Origin of the sequence: Xanthomonas euroxanthea, from assembly GCF_900476395.1 — a bacterium.
GTDB lineage: Bacteria > Pseudomonadota > Gammaproteobacteria > Xanthomonadales > Xanthomonadaceae > Xanthomonas > Xanthomonas euroxanthea.
This window is the reverse complement of sequence record NZ_UIHB01000002.1, coordinates 741,231-763,218: the sequence shown is the minus strand read 5'-3', so window position 1 is coordinate 763,218 and position 21,988 is coordinate 741,231. Positions and strand designations below refer to the sequence as shown.

Genomic DNA, 21,988 nt, shown 5'->3' with positions numbered 1-21,988 from the left:
GCTTACAGATCAAGCATCTGCAAGTGATGAATACGTGAAGCACCGTGTTGCGACGCAACAAATACTGCCCATATGTCCACGGATGAAGGCCGACGGCGATCACGGTTGGGGCGGTTTGGTCCGCTGCGCATGGACCCCGTAGGAGCGCACCCGGGCGCGACGGGCCTTACCGGTGTAACCTGCCTTGCGCCCGGGTGCGCTCCTACGGCGGCGGCTTGATCGGCCTGGTTACCTCGCCTCGCCTGGTGCGAAGGCCTCGATCGATAGCGCGTGGATATCGGTCTGCATCATCTCGCCGACCGCGGCATAGACCGCGCGGTGACGTGCCAACGGCGGCTTGCCGGCAAAGGCGGCGCTGACCACGCGCACATTGAAATGCCCCCGCCCGTCGCGCGCACCGGCATGCCCGGCATGGCGATGGCTGTCGTCCACTACCTCCAGCTCGGTCGGCGCCAGGGCCGACTGCAGCGCGGCGCGGATCCGCTCGACCCGGCTCATGGCAGCACCCGGCGGAACGGGCGGACCTCGGTGCGCACATACACGCCCGCCTCCACATACGGATCGGCATCGGCCCAGGCGCGCGCGTCGTCCAGCGCGTCGAATTCGGCGATGACCACGCTGCCGCTGAAACCGGCCGGGCCCGGATCCTCGGCATCGATCGCCGGGCACGGGCCCGCCACCAGCAAACGACCTGCCGCCGCCAGCGCCTGCAAACGGGCCAGATGCGCCGGTCGCGCCTGCTGCCGGGCCGCCAGTGCATCGTCCCGGTCATACCCTTCGATTACGTACCACATTCACCACCTCGCCAAGAACCTGAAGATCAGCCGTGGGATTCTAGCCGCCTCGGCGCTGGACACCGGCCCTGCGCACGCATTACCCTTGACACCACTGCACACGCAATCGGACGCAGCGGCCCGTCGGCCCAGGCCCCACGCCTCACTCGACGACCGATTCGCTGCCCACCGCCGACCCGCGTAGACGACCTCCTCGCTGTCCCGTCGCCGCATGCCACGCGGCGCACGTTGTATGTGGATTTGTAGGATCGTGCCGGCACGGGCACGACATTGATTGCAATAACTCAAGGCAAAGCCCTGCAGGCGCGGCCCAGACCGCGGCCGGCGACCGTAAGACCCGATGTCGACCTGATGAATTCCGAACTCGCGCACGACGCGAATCCGCCAGCCACGAGCGCGCCGCCACAGCAGCAGGAAATGCCGCTGGCGGTGGTGCATGGGCAACCGGTGCTGCAGATCCCGCAGGATCTGTATATTCCGCCGGACGCGCTGGAAGTCATCCTGGATGCCTTCGAAGGTCCGCTGGACCTGCTGCTGTATCTGATCCGCCGCCAGAACCTGGACATCCTGGACATCCCCGTCGCCGAGATCACCCGGCAGTACGTGGCCTACATCAACGTGATGCAGGAGCTGCGCTTCGAACTGGCGGCCGAATATCTGGTGATGGCCGCGATCCTGGCCGAGATCAAGTCGCGCATGCTGTTGCCCCGCCCGCCCAGCCAGGAAGGCGAGGAAAACGATCCGCGCGCCGAGCTGGTACGCCGCCTGCAGGAATACGAACGCTTCAAGCAGGCCGCCGAGGATCTGGACACCCTGCCGCGCATGGGCCGCGACAGTGCGCCGGTGCAGGCGCATCTGCCCGAGCGCGCCGCGGTCAAGCTGCCGCCGCCGGTGGAACTGAAAGAAATGCTGATGGCGCTGTACGACGTGCTCAAGCGCGCCGAACTGTTCACCGGCCATGCGATCAAGCGCGAGGCGCTGAGTGTGCGCCAGCGCATGGGCGATGTGCTGAGCCGTCTGGACGATGGCAGGTTCTATCGCTTCGAATCGCTGTTCACGGCCGAGGAAGGCAAGCTCGGCGTGCTGGTCACCTTCCTGGCGCTGCTCGAACTGGCCAAGGAGCAATTGCTGGACATCGTGCAGGAAGCGCCGCTGGCGCCGATCTACGTGAAGTCGCTGGCCTTGGGCAACACCAATGCGCCGTTGCAATTCTCCAGCGAATTCGATGACAGCGATGCCGCCAACGAACCTATCTGAAGCCGATCACCGAATGGATCAAGCGTTGATCACCCGCATTATCGAAGCCGCCCTGCTGGCGAGCAGCCAGCCGCTGACGCTGGCGCAGCTGCAGGGACTGTTTCCCGAAGAAGAGCCGGCGCCGCCCGGCAGCGTCGAGCGCGCGCTGGAACTGCTGCGCGAGGGCTGCGCCGAGCGCGGCGTGGAACTGGTCGAGGTGGCCTCGGGCTTCCGCTTCCAGGTCAAGGCCGAGGTGCATGGCTGGGTTGCCCGGCTGTGGACCGAGCGCCGCACCAAGTACACCCGCGCCACGCTGGAAACCCTGGCACTGATCGCCTACCGCCAGCCGATCACCCGCGGCGAGATCGAACAGGTACGCGGCGTGGCGGTCAGCAGCAACATCATCCAGGCGCTGGAAGAACGCGAGTGGATCCGCGTGGTGGGCCACCGCGACGTGCCCGGCAAGCCGGCCCTGTTCGGCACCACCAAGGGCTTCCTGGATTACTTCGGGCTCAAGCGATTGGACGAGCTGCCGCCATTGTCTGAGTTGAAGGACATCGCCGAGCTGGAACCGCAGCTGCCGCTGGACCGCGACGGGCAACTGGATGGCGCGGTCCCGGCGTCGGCAGCAATGGATGCCGAGCTTGCCGAGGCAGGTCCGGCTGCGGACGCCGATGCGCAGATGGCGGGTGCTGACGGCGCTGGTGCGGCGACCACCGCTGCGGCTGGCGTGGAGTCGGAGGGTGGCGCTGACGCCGATGCCGGCCCGAGCGACGCTGCGCCGGAACACCGCGATGCAGACGGTCTGCCGGCAGCGGACAGCACGGCCGACGCAACCGGCGACACCGATGATGCAATGCACGTCGATGGCGATGTCGAGGATCAGACGGCCGGCACCGCAACTGCCGTCGACGAAGAAAACGAATACCACGCCGACGCGGTCGATGACCGCGCCAGCGCCGATGAGGCGAGTGACCAGACAGCGCAACGCGCCGGGCATGCCTCGGCGCAGGACACGAACCCGTTGGACCCAGATGACGCCCGTGAGGGCGACCCCGACACCGCGCCGGGAACGCGCGCGGAAGCAGTGAACGAAGACGAAGACAACGCCGTCGCGACGACGACCGTGGCTGTTGACGAAGCCGATTCCGACCCAGAGGCCGACCCGCAACGCGTCGGCCGGAGCCAGACACATGAGTGACACCCCCCGCAAGCTGTCGTTGAACAAGCTTTCCCTCAAGCGCGACAGCGCGCCCGAAGCGCCCAAGCTGGAAGAGCGCCTGCACAAGGTGCTGGCCCAGGCCGGCCTGGGGTCGCGCCGCGCGCTGGAACAGCGCATTGCCGATGGTCTGATCAAGGTCAATGGCGCCGTCGCGCAGACCGGCATGTCGGTGCGCAGCGGCGACAAGATCGAGCTCGACGGCCGCAGTTTCGTGGCCAGCGCGCTGACCGAACCGGCCCGCGTGCTGATCTACAACAAGCCCGAAGGCGAAGTGACCACGCGCGAAGATCCCGAAGGCCGGCCGACCGTGTTCGAGTCGCTGCCGGTATTGAAGGGTTCGCGCTGGATCGCGATCGGCCGCCTGGACATCAACACCACCGGCCTGCTGCTGCTGACCACCGACGGTGAGCTGGCCAACGCGATGATGCATCCCTCCTACGAGGTCGAGCGCGAATACGTGGTGCGCGTGCGTGCGCCGGAAGGCGAGGACAAGGTCTCCGACGCGATCATCGAGCGCCTGTCGCGCGGCGTGCTGCTGGAAGACGGCGGCGCCAAGTTCGACGAGATCGAACGCATCGGCGGCACCGACTCGCACGACTGGTTCCGCGTGGTGGTCAAGGAAGGCCGCAACCGCGAAGTGCGCCGGCTGTGGGAGTCGCAGGGCTGCCAGGTCAGTCGCCTCAAGCGCAGCCGCTACGGCAAGATCTCGCTGCCGCGCGAGCTGCTGCGCGGGCAGTCGATCGAAGTGGCGCAGGACAAGGTCGATGCCCTGCGCGCCGAACTCAAGCTGGAAGAAGGCGCGCCCTCGGCATTGACGCTGCAGCCGGTGATCGGCCAGCGCCGCGCCGCCAAGTCCACCGTGCACGTCTCGCGCGATGGCCGCAGCAATGCCTATGTCAACGGCCAGACCTCCGGCGCCGACGAAGGCCGTGAGCTGCGTCGCTTCGACAATCTGCGCGAGGATCGCGGCGGCCGTGGCCGTGGCAAGCCGGGCGGTTTCCGCGGCGGCCTCACCGTCAGCGGCGAGGCGGCGGCCAAGCAGTCGCAGCAGCGCCCGTTCAAGCAGCGCGCTCCCGGCAAGGGCGACCGTGCCCTGCCGGACGGCAACCCGGCCGCGTTCCGCAGCTGGTACGTGCCCGATGGCGTGAGTACCGGCCCCAGCGGTCACCGCAATGCCGGTCCCAGTGGCCCCGGCACCGGCCAGGCGCGCCCATATGCGAAGAAGGGTCCGGGTGGCGCGCGTCCAGGCGGCGGCCCGGGCAATGCACGTCCCGGCGCAGCTGGCCAGGGGCGTGGCGGCGCCGGTGGCGGACAGGGCCAGTCGCAGGGCCAAGGCCAGCGCAAGCATCCCTATGGTCATCCGGGCAATGCGCCGAGCTTTCCGTCCGACCACGCCAACCCGGGCTTCAGCCCGTATGGCGCGGCACGTCCGGCAGCCGGCCGCCCGAGCGGCGCACGTGCAGGCGGCCCCGGTGGCAACCGTGGTCCGGGCGGCAATCGCGGTCCCGGTGGTCCCGGCGGCGCGTCGCGTGGCCCCGGCGGCCCGGGTGGTCGTCCGCCGGGTGGCGGCAATCGTCGCCCGCCAGGCGGCGGTAATCGCGGTCGCTAAGCTGGCAAGACGCACATGAAAAACGGCCCTGCGAAGGGCCGTTTTTCATTGCCGCTCAGAGCACGCCAGACGTCCAGGTCAAAGCGCGGATGGGTCGGTGTGATCTGCCCCGCTCGATGAAGTCACCGCGGACCGCGCGAGCGGCGAGGCACTGCGCGCTCGACCGGCGAATTACTTGCGGCGCTCGATCACGAAGTTGCCGACATTGACACCCAGATCCACGCCCTCGCCCGTTCCGGCCAGTGCCAGCGAGATGTCGCCCTTGGTGACCACCTGTGCGGTGCTGGACTTGACGATGCCGGCATGCGCTTCGGCCGCTGCATAGGTGCCGAACAGATCATTGAGGCTGTAGGCGCCGGAGAAGCTGCCGCGGCCACCAACGATCTTGGACTTGCCGACGGTCAGGCCACCGCCCTTGCTGGAGATCTTGACCGGGATCACCGCGCCGTTGTCGCAGGTGATGGTGCCGGTGCCGCTGGCGGTCTTGTAGAACACCGACCAGCCCGACAGGTTGAACGACAGCTGGCAGTCGATGTTGCCGGCGGCCTGCGCCTGCGGTGCCAGCGTGGCGGCGCCCAGCAGCGCGAAAAGGGAAAGTGACTTGATCATGCGGGCATTCCGGTTGGTGAACGTGGCGCCGAGCCTAGCAGCGCCGATGTGGCAGCCGCGACAACATGCCGGCACCGCGCAGGCGACCGTTCAGCGAATGATTATTCGCCGCTGGCTGCCTGCGCCATGACGGTCTGCAACCGCGGCGTGGGATGATCGCCGCATGCCACCAATTGCCTACAGCCTGCTCCTCGCCGCCCTGCTACTGCCTCCGCTCGCCCATTGCAGCGACGCCGTCCCGACCCAGGGCTATACCGTCGTGCGCACTTATCCGCACGACACCGCCGCCTTTACCGAAGGCCTGTTCTATCTCGACGGGTTCCTGTACGAGAGCACCGGTGAGTTGGGCCGCTCCAGCGTGCGCAAGGTCGAGCTGGAGACCGGCCGCGTCCTGCAGCAGGTCACGACACCGTTGCCTTTTTTTGGCGAAGGCATCGTGGCCTGGCACGACCGCCTGATCCAGCTGACCTGGCGCAACCAGCGCGGGTTTGTCTACGACCTGGCCACGCTGACGCCGCGCACGCAGTTCAGCTATTCCGGCGAGGGGTGGGCGCTGACCCGCGACGCCAGCAGCCTGTACATGAGCGATGGCACTGCCCGCATTCGGCGGCTGGATCCACAGACGCTGCAGCAGGTCGGCAGCATCAAGGTCACTGCCGGCGGCAAGGCGCTGGACAATCTCAACGAGCTGGAATGGGTGAAAGGCGAGCTGTTGGCGAACCTCTGGTTGACCACCCGCATCGCGCGCATCGACCCGGCCAGCGGCAAGGTGATCGCCTGGATCGACTTGCAGGCGCTGGTACCGGACGCCGACATCCTGACCGACCCCGGCAACGATGTGCTCAACGGCATCGCCTACGACGCCGGGCACGATCGCCTGTTCGTCACCGGCAAGCGGTGGCCGAAGATCTACGAGATCAAGCTGGGTGAGTAGCCGGGATTGGGGATTTGGGATTGGGGTTTGCAACGGCAACGAGCAGACAGCCGTGGCCTGCTTGCACCAATCCCCAATCCCCAATCCCTAATCCCTGATCTCAAAGACATCCGCATCCAGCATCGCCGGGAAGCGTGCGCGATGTTCGGCCAGGGCGGCGGCGCTGAGGGTGGTGGTGACCACTTGCGGCTGCTCGCGGATTTCCACCTGCGGCTGGCCGAGGAAATCGATCACCGCGCTGTCGCCGGCGTAGTGCAGCTGATTGCCATCGACGCCGACGCGGTTGACCGCCGCCACGAAGCACAGGTTCTCGATCGCACGTGCGCGCAGCAGCGTCTTCCAGGCATAGGCGCGCGCGGATGGCCAGTTGGCAACGAACAGCTGCAGATCGAAATCCAGCTGACCCGGCCGCTCGACATCGAAGCGATTGCGGCAGAACACCGGAAAGCGCAGGTCGTAGCAGACCTGCGGATTGATCCGCCAGCCCTTCCACTCCACCGTCAGGCGATCGCGCCCGGCTGCGTAGCGCAGGTGCTCGTTGCCGAAGCGGAACAGATGGCGCTTGTCGTAGGACTGCAGCGCCCCGTCCGGCGTGGCCCACAGCAGCCGGTTGAACACGCCCTGCCCGGTGCGCAGCTGCACGCTGCCGGTGACCGCCGCCCCCAGCCGCGCAGCCTGCGCACGCACCCAGGCAACAGTCGGCCCGTCCATGTCCTCGGCCTTGTCGATGGCATCGTTGGAGAACCCGCTGGTGAAGGTCTCCGGCAGGATCACCAGATCGGTCTGCCCGGCCAAGGGCTCCAGCAACGCACCGTAATAGTCGCGATTGCCGGCCGGGTCATGCCAGCGGGTATCGCCTTGGACAAGCGAGATGCGGAGGTCGTGCATGCTGAGGCTCGGGAATGGAGAATCGGGAATAGGGAATAGGGAATAGGGAATCGGACAGCGGTTTGGTGAGGGCGTTACGGCATCGGGCCAAGTGCAGATTCAGATCGAGAGCGACCAACCGCTCTTACGATTCCCGAATCCCCATTCCCGAATCCCGGCTCGTCAAAGCTGCTGCAACCGCGCGATCGCCGCATCCAGGGTCGCATCGTTCTTGGCAAAGCATAGCCGGGCCAGCCGTTGTCCTTGCGGCGCCGTCTGGTAGAACGGCGACAGCGGAATCGCGGCCACGCCCTTCTCCACCGTCAGCCACTTCACGAACTCGGTGTCAGGCAGGTCGCTGACCGCCGAATAGTCCACCAGCTGGAAATAGCCGCCGGGCACCGGCAACGGCTGCAGGCGCGTGGTCAGCAACTGCTCGCGGAAACGGTCGCGCTTGGCCTGGTAGAACGCGCCGAGTTGCTCGTCGTGTTCGGGTTCGTCGCGGATCATCGCGGCAAATGCATGCTGGGCCGGCCCGAAGCTGGTGAAGGTGTTGTACTGGTGCACCTTGCGGAACTCGGCGCTCAGTGCCGCTGGCGCGATGGCGTAGCCGATCTTCCAGCCGGTGCAGTGATAGGTCTTGCCAAAGCTGGAAATCACGAACGCACGCTCGCGCAATTCCGGCCAGCGCAGCACCGATTCATGGCGGCGGCCATCGAACACGATGTGTTCGTACACCTCGTCCGAGAGCAGGAAGATGTCGCTGCCGCGCAGCAGCTCGGTCAGGGTCTGCATGTCGTCGGCAGACAGCATCGCGCCGGAGGGATTGTGCGGCGAGTTGATCATCAGCAGGCGCGTCTTCGGCGTGATCGCCGCGCGTAGCGCCGGCCAGTCGACGGCGAAGGTCTGCGGGTCCAGCGCCACGTGCACCGCGCGCGCGCCGGCCAGGTCGATCGCCGGCTCGTAGCAGTCGTAGGCCGGGTCCAGCACGATGACCTCCTCGCCGGCACGCACCACCGCGTGGATGGCGTTGAAGATCGCCTCGGTGGCACCGCTGGTGACGGTGATCTCGCTGTCGGCATCGACCTGCGCGCCATAGCAGCGCTGCGCCTTGCCGGCAATGGCCTGGCGCAGGGCCACCACGCCGGTCATCGGCGGGTACTGGTTGTGGCCGGCCGCCATGGCCTTGGTCAGTTCATCGACCAGCCGCGACGGCACCGCGAAATCGGGAAAACCCTGGCCCAGATTCACCGCGCCGTGTTCGGCCGCCAACTGCGACATGACGGTGAAGATGGTGGTGCCCACCTTGGGCAGCTTGGTCGTGAGGGGCATCGGGCCTGTCCGGGCAGCAAACGGGGGACCGCGAGTGTACGCAAAGCCGCCAGGCGGTTGCGTCCGGGCGATGCAAAACAGCGTTCCCGGACACATCACGCCGCCCGATGCGCCCCCGGCAGCGCGCCATCGTCGCTACAATGCGCGCCCTGCCTCACAGCGTGTCGTGCCAGCTGCTTCCCCGCGATGGCACGACACCCGCTCGCCCACCCCATGCCGTCCTGCGACGGGAGCCCGCTGCGCCGATGATCGAACCGCTGCACACTGCGCCACCGCTGCTGGCGGCGCGCGCGCTGGCTTTCAGCCGCAACGAGGAGCCGGTGTTCGGCCCGCTGGATTTCCATGTCGATGCCGGTGAGGCGCTGCTGGTGCAGGGCGACAACGGCGCCGGCAAGACCACGCTGCTGCGGGTGCTGGCCGGGCTGCTGCATGTGGAGCGTGGGCAGATCCAGATCGACGGCAAGACTGCGCGGCGCGGCGATCGCAGCCGCTTCATGGCCTATCTGGGCCATTTGCCGGGCCTGAAGGCCGATCTCAGCACGCTGGAGAACCTGCACTTCCTGTGCGGCCTGCATGGCCGACGCGCCAAGCAGATGCCTGGCAGCGCGCTGGCCATCGTCGGCCTGGCCGGCTACGAAGATGCATTGGTGCGGCAGCTGTCGGCCGGCCAGCGCAAACGCCTGGCGCTGGCGCGGCTGTGGTTGTCGCCGGCCCCGCTGTGGCTGCTGGACGAGCCCTATGCCAACCTGGACCTGGACGGCATCACCCTGGTCAACCGGATGATCTCCGCGCACCTGCGCGGCGGCGGCGCGGCGCTGGTCACCACCCACGGCGCCTACGCAGCGCCGCCGGTGCGCACGCGCATGCTCACGCTGGAGACGGCGGCATGAGCCTGCATTCGCCACAACCGTCGCTGTGGCAGGCCGCGCGTGCACTGCTCAGCCGCGACCTGCAGCTGCTGTGGCGCCGTCGCAGCGATGCCTTGCAGCCGGCATTGTTCGCCCTGCTGATCGTGGTGTTGTTCGCGCTGGGCCTGGGCGGGCGCCCCGACCTGCTGGCGCAGGCCGCACCGGCGGTGCTGTGGCTGTCGGTGCTGCTGGCCGGCCTGCTGTCGCTGGATGCGCTGTTCCGCAGCGACGTGGAAGACGGCTCGATGGAGCAATGGCTGCTGGCGCCGGTGCCATTGGCGTGGCTGATCGCGGTGCGCGTGCTGCTGCACTGGGCCACCAGCGCGCTGCCGTTGATTGCGGTGACCCCGCTGCTGGGCGAATTGCTGCACCTGCCACATGACCAACTGCCGGTGCTGCTGGCATCGTTGGCGCTGGGTACACCGCTTCTGAGTCTGCTTGGCGCCGTGGTCGCGGCGCTGACGGTGACGATGAAACGCTCTGGTATTCTCGTGGCGTTGCTGGCGTTGCCGTTGTACGTACCGGTGCTGGTGTTCGGTGCCGGCAGCGTGGCGGCCAGCGGCCAGGGCCAGGATGCGGTGGGTGCGTTGTTGTTGCTGGGCGCCGGGCTGGTGATCGGCGTGGTGCTGGCACCGCTGGCTGCGGCTGCCGCGATCCGGATTTCGTTGAGTTGAGCCGTGCGGTCGATGCGCTGTCGATAAGACGCTCCACTCACTGCGTTGTTGCTGTTTCGAGAGCCAATGCCATTCCAAAGGCCGTTGCCATCGCATGAACGTCGTCGTCCGCTGGTTCCATCAACTCGCCTCGCCCCCGACCTTCGACCGTTTCACTGCGCGCTGGGCGCCGTGGTGCCACGCGCTGGCCGCGGTGTTGCTGGGCGCGGGCATCTGGCAGGCCTTGTTTGCGGTGCCGGCCGACTACCAGCAGGGCGACAGCTTTCGCATTCTGTATATCCATGTGCCGAGCGCGTGGATGAGCCTGTTCGTGTTCGGGCTGATGGCGGTATACGCGGCGATCGCGCTGATCTGGCGCATCAAGATCTGCGAGATCCTGGCAATGGCCTGCGCGCCGATCGGCGCGGCGTTCACCGTGATCACCCTGCTGACCGGCAGCATCTGGGGCAAGCCGATGTGGGGCGCTTGGTGGGATTGGGACCCGCGCCTGACCACCGAGCTGATCCTGCTGTTCCTGTATCTGGGCGTGATCGGCCTGTACCAGGCCATCGACGATCGCCGTCAGGCCGCACGCGCGGCCGCCTTGCTGGCGATCGTCGGCGTGGCGCTGCTGCCGGTGATCCGCTATTCGGTGGTGTGGTGGAACTCGCTGCATCAGGGCCAGAGCATTCGCCTGCTCGGCCCTTCCACCATCGATGCGAGCATGCTGCTGCCGCTGTGGCTGATGGTGATCGGCACCAAGTTCTGGTTCGCCGGTTCGCTGCTGACGCGTGCGCGCGCCGACAACCTGCGCCGCGAAGCCGGCAAGGCCTGGATCGTGCGCGATGCGCCGGAGGGCGCGGCATGAGCTACCTGCCCTACGTCATCGCCGCCTACGCGGTGTTCGTGCTGGTGCTGCTGTGGGACCTGATCGCCGGCCGCTGGCAGGTGCGTCGCGCGTTGAAGATCGCGCAGGCGCGGCGCCTGCGCGAGCGCAAGCGCGCGGTGCCCAGCGATGCGGAGCTGATCCGGTGAACCCGCAACGGCGCCGCCGGATCTGGCTGGTGATTGCGCTGGTACTGGCCGGCGGCCTGGCGACCACGCTGGTGGCGATGGCACTGCAGCGCAACGTGGCCTATCTGTACACACCGTCGGAAGTGCTGCGCGGCGACGCCGGCGAGCACGCGCGCTTCCGGCTCGGCGGCATGGTGGAGAAAGGCTCGTTCCAGCGCGCCTCCGGTTCGTTGGAAGCGCAGTTCCGCGTCACCGATGGCGATGCGCAGTTGCCGGTCCGCTACGACCGCATCCTGCCGGACCTGTTTCGCGAAGGACAGGCGGTGGTGGCGACCGGTCGCATGCAGCACGGCGTGTTCGTGGCCGAAGAGATCCTGGCCAAGCACGACGAGACCTATATGCCGAAGGAAGTCGCCGACAAGATGGGCAGCGCGCACCGCAAGCACGATGTGCCGGCGGCCGCGGACCAGGCCGGAGCGCTGCGTTGATGTCAGGCATCACGACGTTCGCGTTGCTGCGGGGTGTTGGCGTGCAAGGTGCTTGCGCGGCCGACGCCGTCGCTGCGCGCAGGCAGGCGCAGGCAGATGCTGCATGGATGCCGCCCCTGCCTTGCGCCCGTATTCGTTGCCCCACTGCATGCTCACCAATACGCCGACCCGATGCTGCCTGAGCTCGGTACCTTCCTGCTGATTCTGGCGTTGCTGGTGGCCCTGCTGCAGGCCGCGTTGCCGCTGGCCGGTGCGCAGCGCGGACGCAGCAGCTGGATGGCCGTGGCGCGGCCAGCCGCGTTTGTGCAGCTGGGCCTGATCGCGGCGGCCTTCGCGCTGTTGACGCATGCATTCCTGGTGCAGGATTTTTCGGTGCGCTACGTCGCCGAGAATTCCAACAGCCTGCTGCCGGTGATGTATCGCTATTCGGCGGTGTGGGGCGCGCACGAAGGTTCATTGCTGCTGTGGACGCTGGTGCTGGCGCTGTGGACCGGTGCGGTGGCGTTGTGGTCGCGGCAGCTGCCCGCACACGTCATCGCGCGCGTGCTCGGGGTGATGGCCCTGGTCAGCATCGGCTTCCTGGCCTTTTTGCTGTTCACCTCCAATCCGTTCGCGCGCTTGTTGCCGGTGCCGCTGGAAGGCGCCGACCTCAATCCGCTGTTGCAGGACCCGGGGCTGATCATCCATCCGCCGATGTTGTACTGCGGCTATGTCGGCTTTGCGGTGCCATTCGCCTTCGCCATCGCCGCGCTGCTGGAAGGCCGCATGGATGCGCGCTGGCTGCGCTGGACCCGGCCATGGACCAATGTGGCCTGGGCGATGCTCACCGTCGGCATCGCGCTCGGCAGCTGGTGGGCGTATTACGAGCTGGGCTGGGGTGGCTGGTGGTTCTGGGACCCGGTCGAAAACGCCAGTTTCATGCCGTGGCTGGTGGGCACCGCGTTGCTGCATTCGCAGGCGGTCACCGAAAAGCGCGGCAGCTTCGCCAGCTGGACCTTGCTGCTGGCGATCGCCGCGTTTTCGCTATCGCTGCTGGGCACCTTCCTGGTGCGCTCGGGCGTGCTGACCAGCGTGCATGCGTTTGCGGCCGATCCCTCGCGCGGCCTGTTCATTCTGGTGTTCCTGCTGGCGGTGGTCGGTGGCTCGCTGGTGCTGTACGCGATCCGCGCGCCCCGCCTGTCGCTGGTCGATGATCCGCGCCGCGCCTTTGCCGGCAGCTCGCGCGAAACCTTGTTGCTGTTGAACAACCTGTTGCTCACCTGCGCCTGCGCGATGGTGTTGCTGGGCACGCTGTATCCGCTGCTCGCCGACGCCTTGGGCCTGGGCAAGCTGTCGGTCGGCCCGCCCTACTTCGGCACCTTGTTCGTGGTGCTGATGGCGCCGTTGGTGGCGCTGCTGCCGTTCGGTCCGCTGACCCGCTGGCAGCGCGAGCAGGCCTCGCGCCCGGTGGCGATGCTCGGGCCCTGGGCCGGACTGGCGGTTGCCGCAGGCGTATTGGCCTGGTTCGCCGCGCCGCAGGGGCAGTGGAAGGCGGCGATCGGCGTGGCCGGCGCGGCTTGGGTGCTGTTGGGCACGCTGCGCTTTTTGTGGACACGGCGCGCCGCCAAGGGCCGTAAATTCACCGCCGAAATGCTGGGCATGGTGCTGGCCCACCTGGGCGTGGCGGTCTTCCTGGCCGGTGCGTTGCTGGTGGAATCGCTGAGCCTGCAGCGCGAGGTCGCGCTGGCGCCCGGGCAGCAGATGCAGATCGGCCGCTACATGCTGCACTTTGATGACGTCGAAGAACTGCGCGGGCCCAATTACGTTTCCGACCGTGCCAACCTGCAGGTGTTCGAGGATGATGTGCCGGTCGGCCTGCTGCACGCGGAAAAACGCCGCTACGCCAGCGGCGGGCAGACCCTGACCGAGGCGGCGATCCGCCCCGGCCCGTTCGGCGACCTGTATGTCGCCCTTGGCGAACCGCTGGGCAATCAGGCCTGGGCGGTCCGCGTCCACCTCAAACCGTTCGTCCGCTGGATCTGGCTGGGAGCGCTGCTGATGGCGCTCGGCGGCCTGGTTACCGCGGCCGACCGGCGTTTTCGTCGTTCTCCGGAGATCCAAGATGGTTGAGTCACGTTCACCCCGCCTGCCCACTGCGGTTCTGGTGGGTGCCATCGTGTTGCTGCTCGCACTGGCAGCGCTGCTGGTCTATGCGGTGGTGCGCTCCGGTCAGGACGATCGCGATGCCCTGCCCTCTGCGCTGATCGGCAAGCCTGCGCCGGAGTTCGCGCTGCCGCTGCTGCACGACCCCAGCATTGTGGTGCACGCGCGCGAACTACGCGGCGCACCGTACATCATCAATGTGTGGGGCAGCTGGTGCCCGGCCTGCCGCGAAGAGCATCCGGTATTGAGCCGCTTTGCGCTGACCAAGCGCGTGCGCGTGATCGGCTACAACTGGAAGGACGAGCGCAACGATGCGCTGCGCTGGCTCGAACAGCTGGGCAACCCCTACCTGCTGGTGGTCGCCGACAAGGACGGCCGTACCGCGATCGACTTCGGCATCGCTGCGGCACCGGAGACCTTTCTGGTCGACGGGCGCGGCGTGGTGCGCTGGAAGTACAGCGGCATGCTCACCCAATCCATCATCGACACGCAGCTGATTCCGGTGCTGAGCAAGATCGAGCGCTCGCCCAGTGCCGCACCGGACCTGCACGCCACGCAATGATGCGCGCCTGGCTGCTGACGCTGCTGCTGTTGCCCTGGCTGGCGCTGGCCCAGCCGGTCGGCGACCCGGCGCCGCTGCGCTATGCCTCGGCCGAGGAAGAGGCACGCTTCCATACCCTCACCGCCGAGCTGCGCTGCGTGCAGTGCCAGAACCAGTCGCTGGCCGACTCCAATGCGCAGATCGCCCAGGACCTGCGCCGCGAAGTGCTGGCGCTGATGCACGCAGGCCGCAGCGATGCGCAGATCCGCCAGTTCCTGGTCGCGCGCTATGGCGAGTTCGTGCTGTACCGCCCGCGTGTGGAATCGCGGACCTGGCTGCTGTGGTTCGGTCCGCTGCTGGCGCTGTTGATCGGCGGTGGCGCCGTCGCGTTGGTGGTGCGCCGACGCAGCGTGGCTGCGCCCGCCTTGCCCGCCGATGAGCAGGAGTGGTGATGGTCGGCTTCGTCATTGCGGTGGTGGTGCTGGCCCTGGTCGTTTTCGGCGTGGCGCTGCGGCCGCTGTGGCGCGATGCGCGCGGGCTGACTGCCGGCATCGCGGTGTTGCTGCTGGCGGCGAGCGCGGCGCTGTATTGGCAGGTCGGCACGCCGGGCGCGATCCGGGCGCCCGCCGAGCGACCGGCCACGCCACGCTCGCTGGATGAAGCCATCATGCAGCTGCGCGCGGCACTGGCGCGCGATCCCGACCAGGCCGAAGGCTGGGTGTTGCTGGGGCGCTCGCTGTCCAGCCAACAGAAATTTGCCGAAGCGCGCGATGCGTTTGCGCGCGCGGTCGCACTGCGTCCGGACGAGCCGGACGTACTGGTGGCCGCCGCGCAGTCGCGCATGCTCGCCGACGACAGCGGGCGCCCGGATCCGCAGGCCATGCGTCTGCTGGAACATGCGCTCAGCGTGCAACCGGACCATCAACGTGCGCGCTGGTTCCTGGGTGTGGTGCAACGACAGGCCGGTCAGCCGGCCAAGGCCAGCGAGACCTGGGAGCCGTTGCTGCGTGTGGTCGATGCCGCGACCCGCCCCGGCCTGCTCGAACAGATCAATGCCGCGCGCCAGGAAGCCAGGCTGGCGCCGATCCAGGCACCGGCGGCGCCTGCCGCCCCTACCACCAATGCAGCCAGCGGAAAACGCATCAAGGTGCGGGTGACGCTGGATGCCGAGTTTGCCAAACGCGCCGGAATGCCCGGCGATACCAGCGTCTTCGTCATCGCACGCGCTGCAGACACCCCGATGCCGGTAGCAGTGGAAAGACACACGCTGAGCGAGCTGCCGTTGACCATCACCCTGGACGATGGCGACAGCCCGATGCCGACACGTGCGCTGTCGTCGCTGGACACCGTGCAGGTGTTGGCGCGACTGTCGCGCAGCGGCAACGCGATACGCCAGGCCGATGATATCGAGAGCGCGCCGGTGATGGTGGAACTGCCCGCCGCCGCGCCAGTGGAGTTGATGATCGGCCGCTGATTGCTCGCCATATGTCGTTGCGACGCAATCAACGATGACACTGCAACGAAGTGCGTCGATTGCACTGTTGAAACCCACGCACACCGACTGAAACCCACGCATACCGACCATCTGTGCTGGTCCTTGCCCGCCCACCGTCGCGGGACCCTGAGCGGCATGGATGCCGCGCCGGAGCCTACATGGACGTACTTGCGGCGTGTCCCGCGATGGTGGGCGGGCAAGGGCCTTGCAGCAAACCCGCAGCGTCGAGGGCGCGGTGCCCTCACCGCTTGCGGGACACGCCGTGAACCCGTCCCTGGGGACCGTGTGGCGGCATCCATGCCGCCACACGGTCCCGCAACCGGCAAGGGCACCGCACCAGACAATTGGTAGGCTCTTTGTTTGAAGAGCTGTTTGTCGCGCGGTGCGCATCAGACGTGGACACGATGCTTCACGATCGAACAAGGCGCATCAGGCGCTGCTCTTAACTATGCGTACCGACCATCTCGACTGGTCCTTGCCCGCTCACCGTCGCGGGACCTTGAGCGGCATGGATGCCGCGCCAGAGCCTACACGGACGTACTTGCGGCGTGTCCTGCGATGGTGGGCGGGCAAGGGCCCTGCAGCAAACTCGCAGTGTCGAGGGCGCGGCGCCCTCACCGCACCAGACAGTTGGTCGGCTGCTTTATTGAAAACCATGCACACCGACCGTCTTGACTGGCTCTTGCCCGCTCACCGTCGCGGGACCCTGAGCGGCATGGATGCCGCGCCGGAGCCTACATGGACGTACTTGCGGCGTGTCCCGCGATGGTGGGCGGGCAAGGGCCTTGCAGCCAGGCCGCAGGTCCGCCGCTCTGCAGAGTGGCATCGCACAGCGGAAGGCCTCAAACCGATTCCCCATTCCCCATTCCCCATTTCCCATTTCCCATTTCCATCCTGCACCCCGGCGCATGCCATGGCAGATAGAATTGCCGCATGACCGAATTCATTCCCCCCGGCACGCTGTTCCACGCGCTGCCCTCGCCGTTTCCGATGAAGCGCGGCGGCGTGTTGCACCAGGCGCACGTGGCCTACGAAACCTGGGGCACGCTGGCCGCCGATCGCAGCAACACGGTGTTGATCGTCACCGGCCTGTCGCCGAACGCCCATGCTGCGGCAAATCAGGCCAATGCCGAGCCGGGCTGGTGGGAGGCGATGCTGGGGCCAGGCAAGCCGATCGATACCGGACGCTGGTTCGTGGTCTGCGTCAATTCCCTGGGCAGCTGCAAGGGCTCGACCGGTCCGGCATCGATCAACCCTGCCACCGGCGCGCCGTATCGCCTGAGCTTCCCGGAATTGTCGATCGAAGATGTGGCCGATGCCGCCGCCGACGTGGTGCGCGCATTGGGCATCGCACAACTCGCCTGCCTGATCGGTAATTCGATGGGCGGCATGACCGCGTTGGCGTTGCTGCTGCGGCACCCGGGTATCGCGCGCAGCCATATCAATATCTCCGGCAGTGCGCAGGCATTGCCGTTCTCGATCGCGATCCGCTCGCTGCAGCGCGAAGCCATCCGCCTGGATCCGCACTGGAACGGCGGCCATTACGACGATACCCGTTACCCGGAATCGGGCATGCGCATGGCGCGCAAGCTTGGCGTGATCACCTATCGCTCGGCGCTGGAATGGGACGGCCGTTTTGGCCGGGTGCGGCTGGATTCCGAGCAGGCTGCCGATGATCCGTTCGGGCTGGAATTCCAGGTCGAAAGTTATCTGGAAGGCCATGCGCGCCGCTTCGTGCGCTTCTTCGATCCCAACTGCTATCTGTATCTGAGCCGCTCGATGGACTGGTTCGACCTGGCCGAGTATGTCGATGACACACCGGCCATCGACACACGTTCTGATGGCACGCAAGCTGGCGGCGCTGCTGTCGCCGCCAAGCCGGACATGGGCGCCTCGACCGACGCCACGGTACTGGCCGGCCTGGCGCAGATCCGCATCGCGCGTGCGCTGGCGATCGGTGCCAATACCGACATCCTGTTCCCGGTGCAGCAACAGGAACAGATCGCCGAAGGCCTGCGTGCCGGCGGTGCCGATGCACGCTTCATCGGGCTGGATTCGCCACAAGGCCACGATGCCTTCCTGGTCGACTTCGCGCGCTTCGGGCCGGCGGTACGCAACTTCCTGGACGCTTGCTGATTTCCAGACCTGCGCAACGGCGGCGTGGCTCGTCGCACCCGCGTGGCCCGTCGCACCCGCATGGCCTGCCGCGCAAGACGCTGGCGCTGCTGTTTCTGGTCGGCATGGCCGCGATGGCGTTTGCAGGTCGCCTGCCAACGCTGCTGGCGCTGTGGTACGCGGCCACCAGCATCGTGGCGATGCTCGCCTACTGGCGCGACAAGCGCGCGGCCCAACGCGGCGGGCAACGCACACCGGAAGCGACCCTGCACCTCATCGCGCTGCTCGGCGGCTGGCCGGGCGCGTTGCTGGCGCAGCAACTGTTCCGGCACAAATCCAGCAAGGCGACCTTCCAGCTACGGTTCTGGATCACCGTCGTGGTGAACGTCGCTGCCTTGTGTTGGGCATGCCGGCAGCCTGCGTTGATGACTGCACTCCACGCGCTGCTGGAGTGAGCGACGGGCCCGCCGCGATTCACGCACCCAATCAATCAACGCGAGCAACAGCGGCAGGACGCCCCTAGACCAACGGCTCCAGTGCACCGGCGCGCATGCGGTAGCGCCGCTGCACTACACCCTCGGGCACGCTGTCGTGGGTGATCATCACCAGGCTGCGTTCGCCCAGTGCCGCCGATAGATCCAGCAGCAAGGCGTGCGCGGTATCCACGTCCAGGCCGTCGGTGGGTTCGTCCAGCAACAGGATCGCTGCATCGCGCAGCAAGGCTCGCGCCAGCGCCAGCCGGCGCGCCTGGCCGGCCGAGAGCGTGGCGCCGTTTTCACCGACCCAGGTGTCCAGGCCGTTCTGCGCGCTGGCCCAGGCGCGCAGACGCACCTGGTCCAGCACGCTCCACATCGCCGCATCGCTTGCGTCCGCATCGCCGATGGCCAGGTTATCGCGCACCGTGCCGGCAAACACCGGGGCATTCTGCGGCAGCCAGGCGATGCGGCGATGCCAGTGCGTCTGCGCCACGTGGCGCAGGTCGATACCGGCGTAGCGCACCTGCCCGGCCTGCGGGTCCCACAGCCGCAGCAGCACTGCGGACAAGGTGCTCTTGCCGCTGCCGCTGTCGCCGCTGATGGCGATGCGTTCGCCGGGCGCCAGCGTCAGATCGAGCGCCTGCAGCACCGGACGTGCGCTGCCCGGCCATGCAAAGCCGACCTGATCCAGCTGCAGCGTGCCGCTGCGTGGCACCTCCACCGGCTGCGGGGGATCGAGCACCGATGGCGCCTGATCGACGATGGACTGCAGGCGCCTGGCTGCAACGCGTGCGCTCTGCAGCGCCTGCAAGGCGAGCCCGGCGCCGGCCCAGACTTCCAGCAGCGCCATGGTCAGGAACACCAGCCCGGCCGCCATGCCCGCCGCAATCGATCCGCGTTCGGCCGCGCCCAGTGCCAGCCACAGCATGCCGGCCAGGCCGAGACCGCCGCAGATTGCATGCAGCAGATTGCCGCCGATCAGCCGGCGGCGCTGCAGGCGATCGCCGTCGACCACTGCCGCCGCCGCCGCATCGACCTGATGCAGCCAGGCACCTTGCGCATCCACCGCGGCGAGATCGGCCGCACCTTCCAGGCCCTCGAATGCATGCGTGCGCAATGCCGTGCGTTGCCGGGCGCGCAGCTGTTCGCGCTGCGCCCCGCCGCGCGCCACCTGCCACGGCACCACACCACCGATGACCACGCCAAGCACCACCAGCAACAGGCCAGCCGGCGGGTGGATCAGCGCCGCGGCAACCACACCGGCAAGCCAGATGCCGAGCAATGCGCTCAACGGTGCCAGCGCGCGCACGCTCACGCCATCGACCTCGCCGATGTCGGACATCAGCCGCGCCAGCAGATCGCCGGTGCGCGTGGCCGACAGGCGCCCCGGCGCGAGCGGCAACGCGCGGCGGAAGAACCATACGCGCAGATCGCGGGCGATGCGCAGCGTGGCGTCGTGGCCGATCAATTTTTCGCCATAGCGCGAAAAGATGCGCGCGAAGGTCAGCGCACGGATGCCGGCCGAAGGCGAGAAGAAATTGAAACCGGCGCCCATGCCCGCGACACCGGCCAGGGCAGCGGCGGTCAGAAAGCTGCCGGACAGGCCGAGCAGGCCCACGCCGGCCAGCATGGTGACCAATACCAGCAGGGCCGACAGCAGCAGGCGCCAGGCATGCCGGCGGAACACGGTGCGCAGACGATCGGGCTGTGCGGGGTTCATGGCTGCTCCGATACCACGGTGGCGCCGCGCAGGTCGATCACCGTATCGGCCCATTGCATCACCGCCGCACTGTGCGTGGCCACCACCACCGCGCGGCCGCGTGCGAATACACCCAGCGTGCGCAGCAACTCCGCTTCGGTGTCCGGGTCGAGAAAGGCGGTGGGTTCGTCCAGCAGCAACAGGTCCGGCTCACGCAGCAACAGCCGTGCCAGGGCCACGCGCCGTGCCTCGCCGCCGGAAAGCCCGAAACCGCGTTCGCCGATCACCGTGTCCAGGCCCGCAGGCAACTGCGCAGCGAAGCGCAGCACCTGCGCGGCATCGGCCACCGCGTGCAGGCGCGCCGCGCCGGCCTGTGGATCGGCCAGGCGCAGGTTGTCGGCGATGCTGCCGTGAAACAGGTACGGCCGCTGCGTGGCATAGCCGATGCGGGCATCCGGACGCAGCACCACGCTGCCTGCCTCCGGCGCAAGCCAGCCGGCCAGCCCCTCGAGCAAGGTGCTCTTGCCGCTACCGCTGGCACCGATCACCGCCACGCGCTGGCCGGGCTGCAAGGTCAGCGAAAAATGCGCGACCACGCTGTGTGGCGCGCCCGGCGGCCGCAGCGCAAGATCATGCGCTTGCAGCAATGGGGCCTGCGTCTGGGCAGGTTCCATCACACGCAACGGAGGCACCGGCACCCGCACCGTTGCCGACGGTGGCTCGAATCCTTCCAGCAGACGCTCGGCTTCGGCCACCGCCGCCAGGGCATTGGCGCGGTCGTGGTAATGCGCGGCCAGCCGCCGCAATGGCGCAAAGAATTCCGGCGCCAGCAGCAGGCAGAACATGCCCTCGCCCAGCGTCGGCAAGCCATGCAGATTCAACATGCCCAGATAGGTCAGGCCGAAGTACAGCGCCACGATCGCCACGCTCACCGAGGCGAAGAACTCCAGCACCGTGGACGACAGGAAGGCGATGCGCAGCACCTTGAGCGAGCGCTCGCGCACGCCTTCTGCCGCGGCGGCAATGCCGCTCAACTCGGCGTCGCCGCGGCCATACACGCGCAGCAAGCCCAAGCCTTTGAGGCGATCGGCGAAGTGCCCGCCCATGCGTGCCAGTTCGCCCAACTGCTCGCGCCCGGCGGCTTCGGCGCCCCAGCCCACCAGCATCATGAAAAACGGAATCAGCGGCGCGGTCAGCAGCAACACCAGGCCCACCACCCAATCGACCGAGAACACCGCGAGCAGGATCAGCGGCGGCACCAGCGTCATTTCGGTGCGCGCGAGCTGGTAGCCGACGAAGTAGCCCTCCAACGCATCGGTGTGCGCCAGGCTCAGCTCGCCCAGTTCGCCGCTGCGTTGCCGGCGCAACCACACCGGCCCGTGCTGCACCAGGCGCCGCGCGATGCGGGCGCGCAGCTCGCGCTTGGCCACATCGGCCACCTCGCCGGTCAGCGACTGCGCCCAGGCATTGAGCATCGCCCGCCCCACCAGCGCACAGACCAGCCCCGCGCCCACGTCGCGCAGCTGCGTCAGCGCCAGATGCTGCACCAGCACGGCCTGCAGCAACCAGGCGATCGCCGCCGCCTGCGCCAGCAGCAGCACGCCGGACACCGCCACCGCCACGCCGGCCAGGCGTCGCGCACGCGTGGCCGGGGCTGCCAGTGCATCCAGCCACCGGCCGCGTTGGCGGCGCTGGGCTGGCGTTTCGCTGGCTCGCACGCTGGGCTGGCTCACATCGCTCTCTGGGAAGACATCGTGTTGCAGGCGATTGTAAGGCGCCACCTCCCGCTCCGGGCTGCGCATTGTGCCGCACCCGTCCGCCCCGGCATTGATCTGGATCAACGCGCATGTCGCG

The 21,988-nt window shown here is 67.8% G+C and carries 22 protein-coding genes; 15 read left to right on the top strand and 7 right to left on the bottom strand.

Features of this window, described 5'->3' with window-relative positions:
- Nucleotides 1–228 precede the first annotated feature (228 nt).
- Nucleotides 229–498: a BolA family protein gene (locus CPBF1521_RS10620; RefSeq protein ID WP_104648990.1), complete on the bottom strand. Its 270-nt coding sequence runs from the start codon at nucleotides 496–498 to the stop codon at nucleotides 229–231.
- Nucleotides 495–794 (bottom strand): YciI family protein, encoded by a 300-nt coding sequence (locus CPBF1521_RS10615; RefSeq protein ID WP_104648991.1) that lies wholly within the window; start codon nucleotides 792–794, stop codon nucleotides 495–497. The genes CPBF1521_RS10620 and CPBF1521_RS10615 overlap by 4 nt, the downstream gene beginning before the upstream one ends.
- Nucleotides 795–1,145: 351 nt before the next feature.
- On the opposite strand from CPBF1521_RS10615, the gene CPBF1521_RS10610 reads away from it, so the two are divergent.
- Genes CPBF1521_RS10610 through CPBF1521_RS10600 form a run of 3 tightly spaced genes read left to right on the top strand, consistent with a single transcriptional unit; the run spans nucleotide 1,146 to nucleotide 4,861 of the window.
- On the top strand, nucleotides 1,146–2,051 hold the full coding sequence (locus CPBF1521_RS10610; RefSeq protein ID WP_104582515.1) for a segregation and condensation protein A: 906 nt from the start codon (nucleotides 1,146–1,148) through the stop codon (nucleotides 2,049–2,051).
- On the top strand, nucleotides 2,029–3,231 hold the full coding sequence (gene scpB, locus CPBF1521_RS10605; protein WP_235858434.1) for an SMC-Scp complex subunit ScpB: 1,203 nt from the start codon (nucleotides 2,029–2,031) through the stop codon (nucleotides 3,229–3,231). Before CPBF1521_RS10610 ends, scpB begins: the two co-directional genes overlap by 23 nt.
- Nucleotides 3,224–4,861 carry a pseudouridine synthase gene (locus CPBF1521_RS10600; RefSeq protein WP_104582513.1) on the top strand — a complete coding sequence of 546 codons (1,638 nt, stop codon included), beginning with the start codon at nucleotides 3,224–3,226 and terminating at the stop codon, nucleotides 4,859–4,861. Before scpB ends, CPBF1521_RS10600 begins: the two co-directional genes overlap by 8 nt.
- Nucleotides 4,862–5,032: 171 nt before the next feature.
- Here CPBF1521_RS10600 and CPBF1521_RS10595 read toward each other — a convergent pair whose 3' ends face one another.
- On the bottom strand, nucleotides 5,033–5,470 hold the full coding sequence (locus CPBF1521_RS10595) for a hypothetical protein (protein WP_104648994.1): 438 nt from the start codon (nucleotides 5,468–5,470) through the stop codon (nucleotides 5,033–5,035).
- Between the two features lie 163 nt (nucleotides 5,471–5,633).
- Between CPBF1521_RS10595 and CPBF1521_RS10590 the strand changes: the two genes are divergently transcribed.
- Complete coding sequence (locus tag CPBF1521_RS10590; RefSeq protein ID WP_115676928.1) at nucleotides 5,634–6,404, top strand: glutaminyl-peptide cyclotransferase; 771 nt, start codon at nucleotides 5,634–5,636, stop codon at nucleotides 6,402–6,404.
- Nucleotides 6,405–6,491: 87 nt separating this feature from the next.
- Here CPBF1521_RS10590 and CPBF1521_RS10585 read toward each other — a convergent pair whose 3' ends face one another.
- Both CPBF1521_RS10585 and CPBF1521_RS10580 read right to left on the bottom strand, forming a co-directional pair.
- The gene (locus tag CPBF1521_RS10585; RefSeq protein WP_115676927.1) at nucleotides 6,492–7,292 is read right to left on the bottom strand and encodes an amidohydrolase; all 801 of its coding nucleotides are present in this window, start codon (nucleotides 7,290–7,292) and stop codon (nucleotides 6,492–6,494) included.
- A gap of 162 nt (nucleotides 7,293–7,454) precedes the next feature.
- Complete coding sequence (locus CPBF1521_RS10580; protein WP_115676926.1) at nucleotides 7,455–8,603, bottom strand: pyridoxal phosphate-dependent aminotransferase; 1,149 nt, start codon at nucleotides 8,601–8,603, stop codon at nucleotides 7,455–7,457.
- A 245-nt stretch (nucleotides 8,604–8,848) separates the two neighbouring features.
- Here CPBF1521_RS10580 and ccmA point away from each other — a divergent pair, with 245 nt between their 5' ends.
- The 11 genes from ccmA (at nucleotide 8,849) to CPBF1521_RS10510 (ending at nucleotide 18,414) form a co-directional block, all read left to right on the top strand.
- Complete coding sequence (gene ccmA, locus CPBF1521_RS10575; RefSeq protein WP_104582508.1) at nucleotides 8,849–9,493, top strand: heme ABC exporter ATP-binding protein CcmA; 645 nt, start codon at nucleotides 8,849–8,851, stop codon at nucleotides 9,491–9,493.
- Nucleotides 9,490–10,185, top strand: coding sequence for a heme exporter protein CcmB (gene ccmB, locus CPBF1521_RS10570; RefSeq protein WP_006452115.1), 696 nt, complete (start codon nucleotides 9,490–9,492; stop codon nucleotides 10,183–10,185). The genes ccmA and ccmB overlap by 4 nt, the downstream gene beginning before the upstream one ends.
- A 94-nt stretch (nucleotides 10,186–10,279) precedes the next feature.
- Nucleotides 10,280–11,032 carry a heme ABC transporter permease CcmC gene (gene ccmC, locus CPBF1521_RS10565; protein WP_115676925.1) on the top strand — a complete coding sequence of 251 codons (753 nt, stop codon included), beginning with the start codon at nucleotides 10,280–10,282 and terminating at the stop codon, nucleotides 11,030–11,032.
- On the top strand, nucleotides 11,029–11,199 hold the full coding sequence (locus CPBF1521_RS10560) for a heme exporter protein CcmD (protein WP_033483498.1): 171 nt from the start codon (nucleotides 11,029–11,031) through the stop codon (nucleotides 11,197–11,199). Before ccmC ends, CPBF1521_RS10560 begins: the two co-directional genes overlap by 4 nt.
- Nucleotides 11,196–11,666: a cytochrome c maturation protein CcmE gene (gene ccmE, locus CPBF1521_RS10555; RefSeq protein WP_104582505.1), complete on the top strand. Its 471-nt coding sequence runs from the start codon at nucleotides 11,196–11,198 to the stop codon at nucleotides 11,664–11,666. Before CPBF1521_RS10560 ends, ccmE begins: the two co-directional genes overlap by 4 nt.
- A 171-nt stretch (nucleotides 11,667–11,837) precedes the next feature.
- Nucleotides 11,838–13,775, top strand: a complete 1,938-nt coding sequence (locus CPBF1521_RS10550; protein ID WP_115676924.1) for a heme lyase CcmF/NrfE family subunit — start codon at nucleotides 11,838–11,840, stop codon at nucleotides 13,773–13,775.
- Complete coding sequence (locus CPBF1521_RS10545; RefSeq protein ID WP_026064701.1) at nucleotides 13,768–14,370, top strand: DsbE family thiol:disulfide interchange protein; 603 nt, start codon at nucleotides 13,768–13,770, stop codon at nucleotides 14,368–14,370. Before CPBF1521_RS10550 ends, CPBF1521_RS10545 begins: the two co-directional genes overlap by 8 nt.
- Nucleotides 14,367–14,801, top strand: coding sequence for a cytochrome c-type biogenesis protein (locus CPBF1521_RS10540; RefSeq protein ID WP_181901194.1), 435 nt, complete (start codon nucleotides 14,367–14,369; stop codon nucleotides 14,799–14,801). Before CPBF1521_RS10545 ends, CPBF1521_RS10540 begins: the two co-directional genes overlap by 4 nt.
- The gene (locus CPBF1521_RS10535) at nucleotides 14,801–15,823 is read left to right on the top strand and encodes a tetratricopeptide repeat protein (protein WP_181901193.1); all 1,023 of its coding nucleotides are present in this window, start codon (nucleotides 14,801–14,803) and stop codon (nucleotides 15,821–15,823) included. Before CPBF1521_RS10540 ends, CPBF1521_RS10535 begins: the two co-directional genes overlap by 1 nt.
- A 954-nt stretch (nucleotides 15,824–16,777) precedes the next feature.
- Nucleotides 16,778–17,980: a homoserine O-acetyltransferase MetX gene (metX, locus tag CPBF1521_RS10515; protein ID WP_115676920.1), complete on the top strand. Its 1,203-nt coding sequence runs from the start codon at nucleotides 16,778–16,780 to the stop codon at nucleotides 17,978–17,980.
- Nucleotides 17,974–18,414: a DUF1294 domain-containing protein gene (locus CPBF1521_RS10510; protein WP_115676919.1), complete on the top strand. Its 441-nt coding sequence runs from the start codon at nucleotides 17,974–17,976 to the stop codon at nucleotides 18,412–18,414. The genes metX and CPBF1521_RS10510 overlap by 7 nt, the downstream gene beginning before the upstream one ends.
- Before the next feature lie 64 nt (nucleotides 18,415–18,478).
- On the opposite strand, the gene cydC is transcribed toward CPBF1521_RS10510, so the two are convergent.
- Together cydC and cydD are read right to left on the bottom strand one after the other, a co-directional pair.
- On the bottom strand, nucleotides 18,479–20,155 hold the full coding sequence (cydC, locus tag CPBF1521_RS10505) for a thiol reductant ABC exporter subunit CydC (RefSeq protein WP_115676918.1): 1,677 nt from the start codon (nucleotides 20,153–20,155) through the stop codon (nucleotides 18,479–18,481).
- Nucleotides 20,152–21,936 (bottom strand): thiol reductant ABC exporter subunit CydD, encoded by a 1,785-nt coding sequence (gene cydD / locus CPBF1521_RS10500; RefSeq protein WP_115676917.1) that lies wholly within the window; start codon nucleotides 21,934–21,936, stop codon nucleotides 20,152–20,154. The genes cydC and cydD overlap by 4 nt, the downstream gene beginning before the upstream one ends.
- Nucleotides 21,937–21,988: the final 52 nt, after the last annotated feature.

What these genes read in the sequence shown, in the direction of transcription:
- CPBF1521_RS10620 (WP_104648990.1), bottom strand. Translation starts at nt 498, where the DNA reads ATGAGCCGGGTCGAGCGGATCCGCGCCGCGCTGCAGTCGGCCCTGGCG.
- CPBF1521_RS10615 (WP_104648991.1), bottom strand. Translation starts at nt 794, where the DNA reads ATGTGGTACGTAATCGAAGGGTATGACCGGGACGATGCACTGGCGGCC.
- CPBF1521_RS10610 (WP_104582515.1), top strand. Translation starts at nt 1,146, where the DNA reads ATGAATTCCGAACTCGCGCACGACGCGAATCCGCCAGCCACGAGCGCG.
- scpB (WP_235858434.1), top strand. Translation starts at nt 2,029, where the DNA reads ATGCCGCCAACGAACCTATCTGAAGCCGATCACCGAATGGATCAAGCG.
- CPBF1521_RS10600 (WP_104582513.1), top strand. Translation starts at nt 3,224, where the DNA reads ATGAGTGACACCCCCCGCAAGCTGTCGTTGAACAAGCTTTCCCTCAAG.
- CPBF1521_RS10595 (WP_104648994.1), bottom strand. Translation starts at nt 5,470, where the DNA reads ATGATCAAGTCACTTTCCCTTTTCGCGCTGCTGGGCGCCGCCACGCTG.
- CPBF1521_RS10590 (WP_115676928.1), top strand. Translation starts at nt 5,634, where the DNA reads ATGCCACCAATTGCCTACAGCCTGCTCCTCGCCGCCCTGCTACTGCCT.
- CPBF1521_RS10585 (WP_115676927.1), bottom strand. Translation starts at nt 7,292, where the DNA reads ATGCACGACCTCCGCATCTCGCTTGTCCAAGGCGATACCCGCTGGCAT.
- CPBF1521_RS10580 (WP_115676926.1), bottom strand. Translation starts at nt 8,603, where the DNA reads ATGCCCCTCACGACCAAGCTGCCCAAGGTGGGCACCACCATCTTCACC.
- ccmA (WP_104582508.1), top strand. Translation starts at nt 8,849, where the DNA reads ATGATCGAACCGCTGCACACTGCGCCACCGCTGCTGGCGGCGCGCGCG.
- ccmB (WP_006452115.1), top strand. Translation starts at nt 9,490, where the DNA reads ATGAGCCTGCATTCGCCACAACCGTCGCTGTGGCAGGCCGCGCGTGCA.
- ccmC (WP_115676925.1), top strand. Translation starts at nt 10,280, where the DNA reads ATGAACGTCGTCGTCCGCTGGTTCCATCAACTCGCCTCGCCCCCGACC.
- CPBF1521_RS10560 (WP_033483498.1), top strand. Translation starts at nt 11,029, where the DNA reads ATGAGCTACCTGCCCTACGTCATCGCCGCCTACGCGGTGTTCGTGCTG.
- CPBF1521_RS10550 (WP_115676924.1), top strand. Translation starts at nt 11,838, where the DNA reads ATGCTGCCTGAGCTCGGTACCTTCCTGCTGATTCTGGCGTTGCTGGTG.
- CPBF1521_RS10545 (WP_026064701.1), top strand. Translation starts at nt 13,768, where the DNA reads ATGGTTGAGTCACGTTCACCCCGCCTGCCCACTGCGGTTCTGGTGGGT.
- CPBF1521_RS10540 (WP_181901194.1), top strand. Translation starts at nt 14,367, where the DNA reads ATGATGCGCGCCTGGCTGCTGACGCTGCTGCTGTTGCCCTGGCTGGCG.
- CPBF1521_RS10535 (WP_181901193.1), top strand. Translation starts at nt 14,801, where the DNA reads ATGGTCGGCTTCGTCATTGCGGTGGTGGTGCTGGCCCTGGTCGTTTTC.
- metX (WP_115676920.1), top strand. Translation starts at nt 16,778, where the DNA reads ATGACCGAATTCATTCCCCCCGGCACGCTGTTCCACGCGCTGCCCTCG.
- cydC (WP_115676918.1), bottom strand. Translation starts at nt 20,155, where the DNA reads ATGAACCCCGCACAGCCCGATCGTCTGCGCACCGTGTTCCGCCGGCAT.
- cydD (WP_115676917.1), bottom strand. Translation starts at nt 21,936, where the DNA reads ATGCGCAGCCCGGAGCGGGAGGTGGCGCCTTACAATCGCCTGCAACAC.